Genomic DNA, 14,422 nt, shown 5'->3' on the forward strand with positions numbered 1-14,422 from the left:
AGTGAGACAGAGGCTCTCCATTTTCTTTAGGTCAGTCCAGATAGATTGTCACCGAAAAGCGTACACCCGATAATGGAGACCTGATGATGAGGTCTCTTTTGCGACTAAAGGTTCAATGGTTTGATTAGTTCCATATGTCCTATCAGACTGAACCGACTTTAGAACTGAATATTTGCACTTAACTTTCCGCCGTAAGCTTCATAGTCTGAAACTCCAATTCCATCGTAAAACCCTTCTCCCAGCACTCTGATTCCAGGGCTTGGAATGACCAGCTCTGCGCCGCCCTCTACTCTGGCACGGAAGTTCTCATCAGCAGAAGCCAGTGTTGCGTCTGTAGGAATTGCACTGACCAGGCGATTAAAATCATAGATTCCTGAAACAGATAGGAAAGGAGAAAACAAGTAGCCTGTCTCGCTCAGATAGTCATAGGAGACACGTGGCCCGAACTCCAGTCGCCCAAGGGTGAAGGTTTGATCGGGGATTCTATTTCCCAATTGATCAACATACTCCTCCTGTTTCTCATAATAATAAGTGAGGTTGGCAAACGGATTAATAGTCATCTCATTCAGACTAAAATCTCCCGTCAAACCAGCTTGGAGTAGCAATCGTTCGGTATCAAAGTTATCCGTTCCCAGCCCTAGCGCATCTACGTCGTTGCTGGAACGACCATAAGTGATCTGGCCATTCATGTAGAGATTTGGTTGCAGGCGAAGAACGGCATAAGGACCAAACATCCAACCAACACCACTCGCTGAAGTGTTGGCTGTATTGTTGTCTTCCTCAGAGATATCCAGCTGTGTCAGAAAGCCGAAAAGGAACGTATCTTCATAACGGTAATCGACACCAACGAAGAACAACCCGTTGTTGCTTCCAAAATCATTATTTTCAACGCGGATGTAGGACCCCTGTGCCCAAATATCAAAGCCAGAAGGTGAAGAACCGTCATCTGATAGTCCATTATCCGAAACGAGGCCATTAATCGCTGCTGAGGCTTCATGAGATGCGGTGATTGTGTTTGCAGCCCAGCTAAGCTCTATATTTTACTTGGGCTGTTCAACCTGATCAAATCCACTCGCAATACGGCTTGTCGCTTGCGAAGACCTATCGGTATTGAGGGACGTCAGCTTGTTCATAAAGGAGGCATAGCTGAATTGGAAGGAAGCTTGCTGACGTGCGGAAGAGACATCATAAAAGAAGCTGTTTAAGCCTTTTTGTTGACCGAACTTTCCGGTTCTTAACCTTTGCACCAGCTTTGGTTGTTCTGCCACAATTTGATTAGCGCGTGTGCCGACAAAAGCACCTATGACAGCTTTTGTCCGTGCAATATCGGCACTGCTGTCGCGTGCATTTGTCAGTGAAAAGTCTGCTGAACTACCAACGCCAACAGCGCTAGCCTCTACCACATAGCTCCCAACTGTATCGTTTGCTGTTACAGTCAAACTCGCGATTCCAGCTGCATTGGTTGTCGCCGTTTGTGTAACAACAGTTAAGCTTGCACCAGAGGAGGGGGCTGTAAAGGTGATAGTCTCATTTGCAACGGGATTTCCTCCTGCATCGGTGACGGCGACAACAAGCGGATCAGAGAAGCTGTTTGAAATTTCTGTGCTTTGGTTATTGCCTGAGGACACAACAATCGATGATGGCCCTGATGTGTTTGAAAGTGAGAAGTCCGCAGTTGCTACAACACCACCAACACTCGCCTCCACCACATAGCTGCCATTTGTCGCATTAGCGGTTGCGCCCAAACTCGCCATGCCAGAGGCGTTTGTCGTAGCGGTTTGAGAGACCGAGCTCAGGCTTGCGCCAGTGGCGGGTGCCGTAAAAGTCACGGTCTCACTGGCAACAGGGTTCCCCCCACTGTCTGTCACCGTCACAACAAGTGGGTTGGTGAAGGCAGACGAGATTGCTGTGCTCTGGTTGTTTCCGGAAGTCACAGCTACTAAAGAGGCTGCCCCGGTATTGTTGGTCAAGGAGAAGTCTGCAGTTGCTACAACACCGCCGACGCTTGCCTCGACCACATACGCGCCACTTGTTGCGTTGGCCGTTACGCTCAGGCTCGCCACGCCAGAGGCGTTTGTGGTCGCTGTTTGTGTCACAGAGCTCAGGCTCGCACCTGTGGCGGGGGCGGTAAACGTTACAGTCTCGCTGGCAACAGGGTTCCCCCCACTATCGGTCACCGTCACAACAAGTGGGTTAGTGAAGGCAGACGAGATTGCAGTGCTCTGGTTGTTTCCGGAGGTGACCGAGACAGCAGACGCCGCACCAGTATTGTTGATTAAGGAGAAGTCCGCGGTTGCAGCAACACCACCGACACTCGCCTCGACCACGTACGCGCCACTGGCTGCGTTGGCCGTTACGCTCAGGCTTGCGACACCAGAGGCGTTTGTGGTCGCCGTTTGTGTCACAGAGCTCAGGCTTGCACCTGTGGCGGGGGCGGTAAACGTTACAGTCTCACTCGCAACAGGGTTCCCCCCACTGTCCGTGACAGTCACAACAAGAGGATTTGTGAACGCAGAAGAGATCGCAGTGTTCTGGTTATTACCGGAGGTCACAACAATCGAAGCGGCTGCCCCGGTATCGTTGGTTAAGGAGAAATCAGCGGTAGCTGCAACACCGCCGACGCTCGCCTCCACCACATAGCTGCCACTTGTCGCATTAGCCGTTGCACTCAAACTCGCCACGCCAGAGGCATCTGTCGTTGCTGTTTGAGTGACGGAACTCAGGCTTGCGCCAGTAGCGGGAGCTGTGAAAGTAACAGTTTCATTGGCAACTGGGTCTCCCCCACTGTCCGTCACGGTGACGACGAGTGGGTTCGAAAAAGATGTCGAGATCTCAGTATTTTGGTTATTGCCAGACGTCACGGAGATTGCAGTAGGTATACCTCCACTGCTTGAACCGGAAAGAGTGACTGTCCCACCTGAGCGAATGAGCGAAAATGAGAAGTTTTCAGTGTTATTATTGTGGGTTCCTGTAAGCGTAATTGTTGTATTATCTGGGAGGCTATTGAGGAAAATATTCGGCCCTGCCACGATGGTTTGCGGTGTGCCGTCAATGGAGAGAGTGTTTACTCCCAAACCTGCGCTTGGAACATCAGTATTTACGGCAATCACAACATCACCCGTTGCTGCGTTAAAATCCGTGATAAGTGCTTCGTCATTATTGGGAAGCCTTGTTACCCTGCAAGCGTCCGAAGTCAAGTTCACGGCGATTCCATTCCCTTCGCTATCTGGAAAATCGCAGCTAAGAGCTCCAAACGCGGGTGTGGCTGAAGTCAAACTTAGAAATGTAATCGCGAAAAATGAAAGGGTAAAAATGTAGGAAAAAAATAATTTAAAATTGCATTTAAGATTATGAAGTAGATTTGTCATGTGAAATGAGTTTCCATGATCTAAAGTAATCTAACATTTATATTTACTGATATCAGGTAAAAATGCTTATTTTTAAATAATAATATTTTTATTTCTATCGCAATTGTAAATTATACGGGTAAACAAACGAATTTAGAGAAAATTAAATCACATGCAGGAATAACTTGCTGAAAATAAAGTGTGTATTCTATTTTTGAGCTGATAGAAGTTTGATGGTTGGGAATTTGCTTCGGTTTTATACCCATCTATTTGGTAGTTTGAACGCCATTTAAGTTACCGTTCCTCAATCATGCGGCCTCACCTTCCTCGGTAGTTCATCCTGCGCTGCACAATGAAATCCGTAAAAACTCAAAGGAACGCAAAAGAACGCGTTGTTATGTAGGGGTGTTTTGGGATGAATGCTGAGTAGGTTTCATGGATGGTGTGTTCTGGTTTTTGAGATTGCGATGAGGTTATGCCCGGCTTGCGGAAAAGTTATCAACTGTCTGGGAGCTGGGCTTGTCTGCCGTGGAAGGGGGATAACTGTGTGGGGCGCAATTATCTTGCGGGGGTAGGTTGGTGGTTGTTGGAAAGTGTCGTGGAGGGAGGCTTCATCGCAAATAACTTGGAACAATTTACCCCTGTGAAACTTAGGAGCGGTTCTGCCTCTGAGATATCAAGAATTCACGGCCACAGCAGCGGTTCCTAGGGCGTTTTATGTACATCATTCTTAGGTGGTTTCAAATGTTTTTGTCTGACATACCTCAAGAGAACATGCCATTAGAGATTATGTGAAGAAATGGTAGGTTTATTTACTTATCTATATTGATAACTATCCTCTTTCTCAATGTCTTATGAAGTCTACATTCCTTTAAATACTTGTTCTAGGGTATATCACGTAGCACAGAGGTAGAATAGCTGCTTGACACATGGGTGAATGTGGTTTCATATGCCTTTGCTATCACATGATATGCAGTAAAGATGAGGAATAGGCCATGAGCCGGTCAGTACTGGTTCTTCAGTATCGCAATAAAAAGAGTTTGGCATGGTTTACGCAAGATGTTCGTCTTGCCTATGACTTCCCAAATGCGTGCGTATAAGCCTACAGGCCCATCAGTCCCTTTAAAAATTTGAATGTTTGACGCCCAATCTACTTGGAGCAACGGGAAAATTACATCTACCCTTGCGCTTTATCGGGCAAAACTACTCACACCGTCTCTGACAGTGAACGGGTGAGCTGCGTCTTACTTTCAAATCTGGTGACTGCTGCCGCAAAACACAAATTCCAAGATAACCGCCTGTAATTTCAGGTGCTTGAAAACTTTCGCGCCCAATGGTTGGAGAGCGACCCAACTCGTGCGCCGCTGCGTGTTCCCAAAGGTGGGAGCCAGTATTTGGATAAAGAATGCGCAGTAAAAACATGACGTAAGGACTAGAACAATGAAACGTATCCCTGAGCCGTTCCGCATCAAAATGGTTGAGCCAATCAAGATGACCACCTTCGCAGACCGCGAAAAGGCATTGGCTGAAGCAGGTTACAACCCATTCCTGCTCGCAAGCGATGACGTTTACATCGATCTGCTGACAGACTCCGGCACGGGCGCCATGTCTGACTACCAGTGGGCGGGCATGATGATGGGCGATGAAGCCTATGCCGGATCCCGCAACTTCTACAACCTCAAAGAAGCTGTCCATCACTTCTTCCGTTATGAATATATGGTGCCAACCCACCAGGGGCGTGGTGCAGAGCAGATCCTGTTCCCGGCGCTGATCCGCCGCGCTAAGGAAGTGCGTGATGCAGACAAGCACGTGTTCATCTCCAACTACCACTTCGACACCACGGCCGCGCACGTAGAACTGAACGGCGGCGAAGTCGTCAACGTGGTAGACGAACGGGCTTATGACACAACCACTTACTATGACTGGAAGGGTGACTTCGATCTTGAGAAGCTGGAAGCATCGATCAAGGAAAATGGTGCGAAGAACATCACCGCGATCATCACCACAGTGACCTGTAACAGCTCCGGCGGTCAGCCAGTTTCCATGGCCAACATGCGGGCAGTTTATGAGATCGGCCAGAAATACGACATCCCGGTAGTGATTGACTCCGCCCGTTACTGCGAAAACGCGTATTTCATCAAGCAGCGCGAGGAAGGCTACGCGGATAAGTCCATCACCGACATCATCCGTGAAATGTACTCCTACGGCGATATGCTCACCATGTCCGCCAAGAAAGACCCGCTGGTCAACATCGGTGGCATGTGCGCCATCCGGGAGAAGAAAGAGCTGTTCCAGGCCGTCCAGACCCTCTGCGTCCCAATGGAAGGCTTCGTAACATACGGGGGATTAGCCGGTCGCGACATGGAAGCGCTGGCACGGGGTATGCATGAAGGTGCGGACGAGAGCTTCCTGCACTATCGTATTGGCCAGGTTAAGTATTTAGGCGATCGTCTCGTTGAAGGCGGCGTGCCAATTCAGTACCCAACCGGTGGTCACGCGGTGTTCGTAGACGCGAAGAAGATCGTTCCGCACATCCCGGGAGACCAGTTCCCGGCGCAGGCTTTGTGTAATGCACTGTACTTGGAATCCGGTGTACGCCCAGTTGAAATTGGCTCATTCTTACTTGGCCGCGATCCAGTCACCGGCCTGCAAAAAGAGTCCCCACTGGAACTCATGCGCCTAACAATCCCGCGCCGTGTCTACACCAATGACCACATGGATTACATCGCGGATGCTTTGATCAACGTTGCGAAAAACGCGAAGGACATCAAAGGCTTCGACTTTGAATATGAGCCACCTGTGCTTCGTCACTTCACTGCACGTCTGAAGCCAATTAAATAATTTGGCAACTTGGGAGGCGCTGCTCTGTGCCTCCCCTCTTTCCTCACGGATATAACAAAACTACTTCACGGGAGAGAAGTAAATGTCTGAGGGCACACAAGTCGGTGGTTTGGGAAAATCCACTGCAACAGTCAGTCCATCCTTTCTAGGCGGGGCTATGATCATCGCCGGCACAGCAGTCGGCGCTGGTATGTTTTCCGTTCCAACCGTTAGTGCTGGTATGTGGAGCATCTGGGCCATTCTGGCTCTGGCCTTTACCTGGTTCTGTATGCTTCATTCCGGCCTTATGATATTGGAAACAAACCTGAATTATCCGGTCGGCTCCAGTTTCGATACTATGGTGAAAGACACTCTTGGGACTGGATGGAACACCGTAAACAACATCGCCGTCGCATTTGTCGGCTACATCCTCTGCTATGCTTACATCTCCGGTGGCGGGTCCATTGTGGTTCACACATTGGATGCAACATTGGGTGTTGCGCCTCCGCAGATGCTTGCCGGACTGATCTTTGCATTGGGCCTGGCCTTATTCGTCTGGTGGTCTACTAAAGCGGTTGATCGCATCACAACCATTCTGCTTGGCGGTATGATCATCACGTTCTTCATGTCTGTGACCGGTTACACCTTCAACATGAAGGCTGCAGTTTTCTTTGATAGCGACAGTGCTATGGGAATGTGGAGTTACTTCCCGTATCTGTTCGCTGCAATGCCGTTTTGTCTGGCATCCTTTGGGTATCACCATAATGTACCAAGCCTGATGAAGTACTATGGCAAGGAGCCAAAGAAGATTTTGCTCTGCCTTGGTACAGGCACTTTCCTTGCACTGGTACTTTACATTGTCTGGCTGTTCGCCACATTGGGCAACATCTCACGAGCTGATTTTGGCCCAATCATCGAGCAGGGCGGTAACATCGGCGTATTGGTGGAAGCTCTTGGTCGTGCAGTAGAAAATACTTCTGCGTCCAACATGTTGTCCGCATTCGGTAACATGGCTGTGGCCAGCTCCTTCCTTGGCGTCGCGCTTGGTTTGTTCGACTTTTTGGCGGACTTCCTGAAGTTTGATGACAGCCCTGCAGGTCGTGCGAAAACAGCTGCAGTAACCTTCGTTCCTCCGCTGATTGGTGGAATATTCTTTCCGGATGGTTTCATCATCGCGATTGGCTACGCTGGTCTTGCAGCAACAGTCTGGACTGCGATCGTCCCTGCTCTGATGGTGCGGGTCAGCCGTAAGAAATTCGGCAATCCTCAGTTCCGCGTTTGGGGCGGTGAGGCTCTTGTCTGGCTGGTCTTTGGCTTCGGCATTTTGGTCGCAGTCAGTCACATCCTGGGGATGTTCAACGCACTTCCAGTATATCCATAAGCGCCGAGAATGGCATGACGCTCTGCTGAGGCTCGCGGTTGTGAGCCTCAGTTCCGAAAAGAGGTATTTGAAATGAAAGGCATACTCTCCATCCAATCCCACGTGACATACGGCCATGCTGGCAACGGCTGTGCTGTATTTCCAATGCAACGTATGGGGCATGAAGTCTGGGCTATGAACACTGTCCAGTTTTCAAATCACACCCAGCATCCGCAAGGTTGGACGGGACAGGCCCATGATGCCAAGCAAATCTCTGAAATCTTTGAGGGATTGGCAAAACTGAACGTCCTCTCTCAGATCAAAGGCATTGTAACAGGGTATCTTGGTGGACCTTCTCATTGCGACGTCATTGTCGACATCGTGAACGAAGTCCGGCGTCACAATCCGGACTGTCTCTATTTCTGTGATCCAGTCATGGGTGCGCCTGATAAAGGCTGCATCGTCAGCGAAGGCGTTGCCGAGTTGCTGGTGAGCAAGGTGATGCCGATTGCAGATGTAATTGTGCCCAACCAGTTTGAGCTCTCACAGTTCATTGGTGAGCCAATTGAAACGCTGGAACAAGCCAAACAAGCATGCGCTAAGGCAATGGAAATTGGGCCTAAAATGGTTCTCGCCAAGCACTTGCACAGCGTTTCTGATGATGCTTTCACTATGATGTTTGCGAGCGAGCAAGGCAGCTACCTGGCACAGCGGCCGCACCTTCCGTTTGAGCGCCAACCGGTTGGCGTCGGAGATCTAATCACATCTGTATTTGCCGCTGGTTATCTGAATGGACTTTCTGAAGTAGAAGCGTTCCAGCACTGTAATAATGCGGTGTATGGCGTGCTTAAAACCACGCAGGAAAAAGACGAATGGGAGCTGCAAACTATTGCGGCGCAACAGGAATTCGTCACACCAAAAGAACAGTTCGAACTAACAAGCCTATAAAACTGGAAAAACAATGACAGCTATCGATACCTCCAAAGCACCTGCAGCAATTGGCCCATATGTTCAGGGTGTGAACCTTGGTCAGATGATCATCACGTCCGGCCAGTTGCCGATCAATCCGGAAACCGGTGAGATGCCTGCAGATGTTGCTGAGCAGACCCTTCAGTCTTTGAAGAACGGTCTGGCGATTGTTGAAGAAGCAGGTCTTGCAGCAAAGAACATCAAGAAGACAACGGTTTTCGTGAAGGACCTCAATGACTTCGCTCGCGTGAACGAAGTTTACGGCAAGTTCTTTGAAGACAACAATGCGCCGTTCCCAGCACGGTCCTGTGTGGAAGTTGCGCGTTTGCCAAAAGACGCTCTCGTCGAGATCGAAGTGATTGCCTGCCCATAACGGGTAGGATTTCCCCTGCAATGCTCGTGGTCCAACACGAGCATTGCCCTCAATATGTTGAGATACAAAGACGTTTGTTTGCAGTGTCTTAGTAAGATTATCTCTGATCAGAGCAGCTGACAAGCGCACGAAAAAACCCCGAAATTGAAGTGCGTTAAACAGGCAATGGCCAAATCCAGCGGCTACTCGAAGGCCCTCGAATAGGTCAGTGTCCGCATGTGAAAACATGTTTGCACATATCTCGCTGGTTGGAGTTGCTCGTTGTGCCTGCGCTGCTGCTTGCAGTGGTTGGGTGCTCGGAAATTCCAGGACATGGCCCAAGCGCTTATCAGGTGGAGAATGCAACTTCTCAACGTAATGCGCAGTCGCTGAGCTATGTCATGCTAGATGTTGATGTTCCGACAGTTCAGCATTTATCCAATTATGCCAGTAACTTACCTCCCAAAGAATTCCGCGTTGGCAAGGGCAAGAGAAGCACGATCCGCGTTGGTGTTGGTGATCAGCTCTCTGTTGGGATTTGGGAGTCCATCCCAAATGGGCTTTTCTCAACACAAGGCCAAAAACGCACTGAGCTTGGCCTTGTGGTTGACGACCAAGGCAATATTTACGTGCCTTATGTTGGGGAACTCAAAGTCGAGAACAAGAGTATCTCTGAGGTTCGCGAACAGATTCTCAGTGGGTTGGAGGGTAAGGCTGTCGATCCACAAGTGGTTGTAAACCTTCAGGCAAATGGATCGCACAAGGTCATTGTTATTGGTGATGTGATGCGTCCGGGCCAGTTCCGTGTGCATGAAGATGGTCTGAGTCTGGTTGAGGCAATCTCAGAAGCTGGTGGAACGCGGAATCCAGACTATGAGTCGTTTGTTACTGTCATGAGAGATGACAAGAAGTTCCGGTTTAGTCTGGACGATATTTCGGAGCAACCAGCTAACAATATCTGGCTTCGGCCAAAGGACATTGTCTCCATTACACACCAGCCTAAATCTTTCACTGTGTTTGGTGCGGTTGTTGCCCGGCGCAAATACGACTTCCCTTCCTCGCGGGTGAACCTCTCGGAAGCCATTGGAATGTCTGGTGGTTTGCATGATGGGACTGCGGATGCGACGGGTGTTTTCCTGTTCCGGTTTGAGGACCGGCAAAAGATGATGCCGTTGCTTCCTCCGCATGAGCAACATGAGGAATTCGGGACAGTGCCTGTTGTCTACCGTCTCAATTTGAGAGAGCCAAGCGGCATGTTTTTGACGCAAGCCTTTGAAATTAGAGATAAAGATGTGATCTATGTGGCGAACTCATCTGTCTCTGAGGTCAACAAGTTCATCAGCATCCTCATTTCTCCTGTAACCGGTACATTGCGGTCTGGTGTTGCGCTTGCAGGTGTGCCTTAATTTTACTATGAGTTGCTGCGGTCGTGTAAGTGAAACTATCGAAATATCAGCGGGTTAAATGAATGTGTTATTTGGTGTATGCATTTTGCTGAAGGATAGTCTTGAGTGATCTCACCAATTCTTCATCGGTCCGTTTTTCTCCGGCGCTTTCAAAACCAAATTCCAGCAGACGTTGGTCTTGCGGATAAGTTTTTCCGCAGCCTGCATGAATCTCAGTAAATTCAGCAGCTTGTAAGATATCGGGCGCCGTCTGAGTATTAACACCTGACCCCGGCATCACAGAGAGCCTGCCAGTTGCGGCTTTGTGCATGGCGGTTAGGTTCTCAATACCATCAATCGCTTTGTAAGCACCGCCGGAACTGAGGATGCGTTCGAAGCCGAGTTCGACGGCCGCGTGGGTGGCCTCGATCAGATCTGGGGCAAGGTCAATGACGCGGTGGAGCGTTACACCAAGATCGCCGGCATGATCCACCAGTATATTCAAGAGGTTAGTGTCGAGTGCGTTGTTATGTTGGTTTGCGCCCAGAACAACACCGGCCAAATTGGTATTACGGGCAGCATCGATTTCGCGCTTCATCTGGTCCACCTCTTGTGGGGAGAAGATGAAGTTACCCCCGCGAGGGCGGATCATAGCATAGACCGGGATGGGCGCTTTGGCTGCCAGTTCCATCAGGCCAACGGACGGCGTCAGGCCACCCATGGCGAGGCACGAACACAGCTCAATCCGGTCAGCTCCGCCAGCAACAGCAGCATTCAACCCGGCAATGGTGTCAACACACACTTCCAGCTTCATGACTGAACCTCCACCTGACCCACCATCAAATCTTCTGCCCGGATGGCCTTGCGTTTTTCAGGCTGGCCGAGCTCCGGTGTCCAGACCCAATAGACGATCTCCTCGTCACACCCAACATTGACCACACGGTGTTTGCCTGCTGCATCAATGGCATGGATCACAACACCGCCGATGTAACCGCTCTCCAGCTCCTGCAACTCAGAGATCGCCAGCCGCAACGCATCATCCAGCGAAATGCCGAGCTTCATGGCCAGCACAACGGTGCGGGCGGTGCCGCAGCGCATGGTCATTTCACCTGTATGAGTGCATGCGGCCGCGCCATAACGGCTGTCAGCATAAAAACCCGCACCGGGGATGGGCGAGTCGCCGACACGCCCCGGATATTTCCAGGCCCAACCTGATGTAGAGGTCGCGGTGCAGATGTTTTTCTGGCTGTCTTTACAAAGGAAAACGGTGGTGTCTCTCACCTTTTCGGGGTCGGTGATTGCTTTGGTCAACGGTGCCAGATCCGTGTTGGGAAAGGCGGCTTTCTGCTCGTCGCTCATCACCTCTTCCAGCTTGCGCCACCACACCTGTTTGCTGTGTTCCAGCAAGGCGGGATCCTTTGCAAACCCAAGCTCGTCTGCGTAACGGCGAGCCCCCTCACCCACCAGCATGGTGTGTGGCAAGTTATCCAGCACCGCCTTTGCCAGACGGGTGACCTCCAACGTCATCGGAACGCCTGCAACAGCGCCGTAATCACGGGTGGTGCCGTCCATCACGCTGGCGTCAAACTCCATGTTTCCCAACAGGTTCGGCCAGCCGCCATAGCCTACACTGCGCACCTTGGTTTCAGCTTCCACCAAAGATAGTCCGGGCACCAAGGCATCAAGCCCATGTGCTCCGTTTTGCAGGTGACTGGCGGTGGTGCCAATGCCGGGCCAGCTTTCAGAATTACCAAGTACGATCATTGCGCCGCTCAAAACTTATCAGAGAATAAATCACAGTAACTCTTTGATGATGCCCTCGCCCTGTCAATGCTACCAATCCGGCTCCAGTCGGAAATGTCGTGTCTCTGCCTTCATCACCGCTAATCTAACATGCTGAAATATCGATGATATTCACGTTGAAAATTGGTAGCATCCAAAAGCTGTGAGCGTTTGCGTTGTTTTGTGCGTTCGTTTGAAAGCTTTTGCGTTTTTCTGCGTTGCTATGTTTTCACCCACAAATCACGCCAGATCCTAACCATACGGACCTCTCGGTTGGTCACTTTGGACCGCTCCATGAAATGGATATCGGGCAATTTGTGAAGGTACGCAGGTACTGTGTCGCTGTGATACCCGGGGTCAACTTGATCTTAGAGGATCAAGCTCCCCTTAGTTCAACTTCGCCTCTTTTAGCGAGGTGAGCCAGTTGGAGAAGATGCCGCTGGAGATGTGGGTTTTATGGTCTTGCCCGGCGGCGATGTCCATCAGGATGTCGCGGGGAGAAACGCCGTAGTGTTCTTTGAAGCTGCGGGTGAAGCTGGAGGCGTGCGAGAAACCACAACTCTCGGCGATCTGCTGGATCTTGACTGTATCGCTTCCGGAGCGCAGCAGCTTGCGCATGGCGTGTTTCATGCGGATGTAACGCAGGAAGGCCATGAAGCCGCCCATGGGCTCAAACAGGCGGTAGAGAGTGGTGCGCGACACGTTGAGGTGATGCGCCACTTCCGTGCTGTTCAGGCGTGGGTTGGTATAGGTCCGGCTGATGTACTCGGCGGCTTGTAAGAACCGCGCTGCAGTCTGATTGTTTTCATCCAGTGCAAACGAGATTCTCGGGCCGTTGTTCATCTGGTTGGCGATCAGCTTGGCGATGCGTTCCACGATTGCAGTGACATCCTCATCTGACAGGTAACCCAGTTGACCGCGAAGCAGCTGCATCATGCTGATCACTGCATTGGTCGAGCCGCCTGTTGCGGGAAGGCATAGGGTTGGATAGGTGCGATCGCCATGGAGGAACGGTGCCAGTGCCGTTCGCGGCAAAGCCAGTGTCATCAGCTTGTAAGAGCTGTGGTCTACCACAAACGGCTCGGCCATATCCTGCACGATCAGATGACCGGGCTGGAGTTCCACGCTCTCCTGGCCCATGTGGGTGACGCAATTGTGGGTGTGATCATAAAATTGCACAAACACAGCGTCCATGCCATCGCGGGCAATGCGCTGGCTGGAGCGGATGAACCTGTGCGGGGTCGCGTTGATGGTTGCCACAAAGCCACTTTTATATCGAAATCCGCGCACGCCCGCACCAAAGGCATCTGGTGAAGCGGTGTTGGAAGCCAGACAAGCCTCTCCCGTCGCTTCGGCGACCCCCTCGCGCCATTCATCCCAGTTGATACTGGGCCGGTAAATCACCTCAGGTCTCGGCTCATTCATTGAGTTGTTCGATTCAACAGACATTCTACCCGGTACTATACTGCAACTTGTGCGTGGTAATTCCAATCTGCGCTTAAAATATTCCTGAAGGCTGGAGAACGAAGGAGCTACAGTCCCGATTGAGAAAGGGACCTGCGAGGCCACATCGTTCTGTCAGTTTTGCGTCCCCTCCCGTTGAAAAAGATTCAAAACGGGCATTGATACCGTGGTCCTGCTTATGGTTGGAGGCAAGGCGGTGTTGAGCAATGTGTCCTACGCTAAGTCTGACAGGAATGGTGTCCCTCCAGCCTTCAGATGACCAAATTTCAGGAAGCGACCCCCGAGCCCCGGCCATAAAAAAAGAATTCTGAAAATGAATGCAGTGCTGACCAACAGATCAAGGCACCGAAAACAAAGTCACCACCATGTCGCCCCATCCATAATGCCACAGTAGGTCTATCCTTCTAAAGGATCGCAGTAAAAACAAGGGCGTGAAACAAATTGCTAAAACAAAGCTGTGCTTTGAAACGTCAGGTTAAGAGAGATGGACGGCTGGATGCGGATACACTCATTAAAGATCGAATCGATTTTTAGGTATTGCATATTTTAAAGCCTTAGCCGGCTCATCAGCGCCAGTTTTTATGAGACGGCAAAAAGGCGAGCACGAAGGCTCGCCTTTTGAAACCGGGCTAGAAAAATAGGTCAGGCACTGACACGGGCAGCCAACTCGGCGTCGTTTTCCAGCAGCTTATCCATCCGTGCTTTCTTGATGAGTGGGTTCAGCTCCGGGTCCTGAATGTGAGCAAGCAATGTTGCGATAGAGGCCTCCATGGCGGCTTCTGCTACCACCGCCAGACCGTGAAAGACGAAGGGGCGCAAGTAAGTCATGCCAGTCATCAATGCCGTTTGCTGAAAGGGCTTGAGCAACTCATCCATGCTGAAGTTGTTGTAGCCGCCTGCATGGAGAGCACTCAAAAGTGTGGGGCAGCTTCGATAAAGCAGG

General features: G+C 50.7%; 11 protein-coding genes. 5 read left to right on the plus strand and 6 right to left on the minus strand.

Annotation, left to right across the window (positions count from 1 at the left end):
* Positions 1-158 precede the first annotated feature (158 nt).
* A complete protein-coding gene (locus PsWM33_RS08720; RefSeq protein WP_082826936.1) occupies positions 159-1,037 on the minus strand; it encodes an autotransporter domain-containing protein in 879 nt (292 codons plus the stop codon).
* A 3-nt stretch (positions 1,038-1,040) separates the two neighbouring features.
* The gene (locus PsWM33_RS08725) at positions 1,041-3,203 is read right to left on the minus strand and encodes a beta strand repeat-containing protein (RefSeq protein WP_063299950.1); all 2,163 of its coding nucleotides are present in this window, start codon (positions 3,201-3,203) and stop codon (positions 1,041-1,043) included.
* Between the two features lie 1,584 nt (positions 3,204-4,787).
* On the opposite strand from PsWM33_RS08725, the gene PsWM33_RS08730 reads away from it, so the two are divergent.
* From PsWM33_RS08730 to PsWM33_RS08750, 5 genes are all read left to right on the plus strand, one after another.
* Positions 4,788-6,188 (plus strand): tryptophanase, encoded by a 1,401-nt coding sequence (locus PsWM33_RS08730; RefSeq protein ID WP_063299951.1) that lies wholly within the window; start codon positions 4,788-4,790, stop codon positions 6,186-6,188.
* Positions 6,189-6,270: 82 nt separating this feature from the next.
* Positions 6,271-7,548, plus strand: a complete 1,278-nt coding sequence (gene mtr / locus PsWM33_RS08735; RefSeq protein WP_063299952.1) for a tryptophan permease — start codon at positions 6,271-6,273, stop codon at positions 7,546-7,548.
* Positions 7,549-7,620: 72 nt separating this feature from the next.
* Positions 7,621-8,475 carry a pyridoxal kinase PdxY gene (gene pdxY, locus PsWM33_RS08740; protein ID WP_063299953.1) on the plus strand — a complete coding sequence of 285 codons (855 nt, stop codon included), beginning with the start codon at positions 7,621-7,623 and terminating at the stop codon, positions 8,473-8,475.
* Between the two features lie 13 nt (positions 8,476-8,488).
* Positions 8,489-8,869, plus strand: a complete 381-nt coding sequence (locus PsWM33_RS08745; RefSeq protein ID WP_057461419.1) for a RidA family protein — start codon at positions 8,489-8,491, stop codon at positions 8,867-8,869.
* 263 nt (positions 8,870-9,132) lie between these two features.
* Positions 9,133-10,254: a polysaccharide biosynthesis/export family protein gene (locus PsWM33_RS08750; RefSeq protein WP_208980577.1), complete on the plus strand. Its 1,122-nt coding sequence runs from the start codon at positions 9,133-9,135 to the stop codon at positions 10,252-10,254.
* Between the two features lie 67 nt (positions 10,255-10,321).
* Here the strand turns inward: PsWM33_RS08750 and PsWM33_RS08755 are convergent, their stop codons facing one another.
* The 4 genes from PsWM33_RS08755 to PsWM33_RS08770 all read right to left on the minus strand — a co-directional run.
* Positions 10,322-11,047: a copper homeostasis protein CutC gene (locus tag PsWM33_RS08755; protein ID WP_063299954.1), complete on the minus strand. Its 726-nt coding sequence runs from the start codon at positions 11,045-11,047 to the stop codon at positions 10,322-10,324.
* Positions 11,044-11,997 carry a N(4)-(beta-N-acetylglucosaminyl)-L-asparaginase gene (locus tag PsWM33_RS08760; RefSeq protein WP_063299955.1) on the minus strand — a complete coding sequence of 318 codons (954 nt, stop codon included), beginning with the start codon at positions 11,995-11,997 and terminating at the stop codon, positions 11,044-11,046. The genes PsWM33_RS08755 and PsWM33_RS08760 overlap by 4 nt, the downstream gene beginning before the upstream one ends.
* 405 nt (positions 11,998-12,402) lie before the next feature.
* On the minus strand, positions 12,403-13,440 hold the full coding sequence (locus PsWM33_RS08765) for a helix-turn-helix domain-containing protein (RefSeq protein ID WP_082826938.1): 1,038 nt from the start codon (positions 13,438-13,440) through the stop codon (positions 12,403-12,405).
* A 681-nt stretch (positions 13,441-14,121) separates the two neighbouring features.
* Positions 14,122-14,422 (minus strand): NAD(P)H-dependent oxidoreductase (locus PsWM33_RS08770; protein ID WP_193778382.1); only part of this gene is annotated, 301 nt, incomplete at its 5' end.

Source organism: Pseudovibrio sp. WM33 (assembly GCF_001623165.1).
Classification (GTDB): Bacteria; Pseudomonadota; Alphaproteobacteria; order Rhizobiales; family Stappiaceae; genus Pseudovibrio.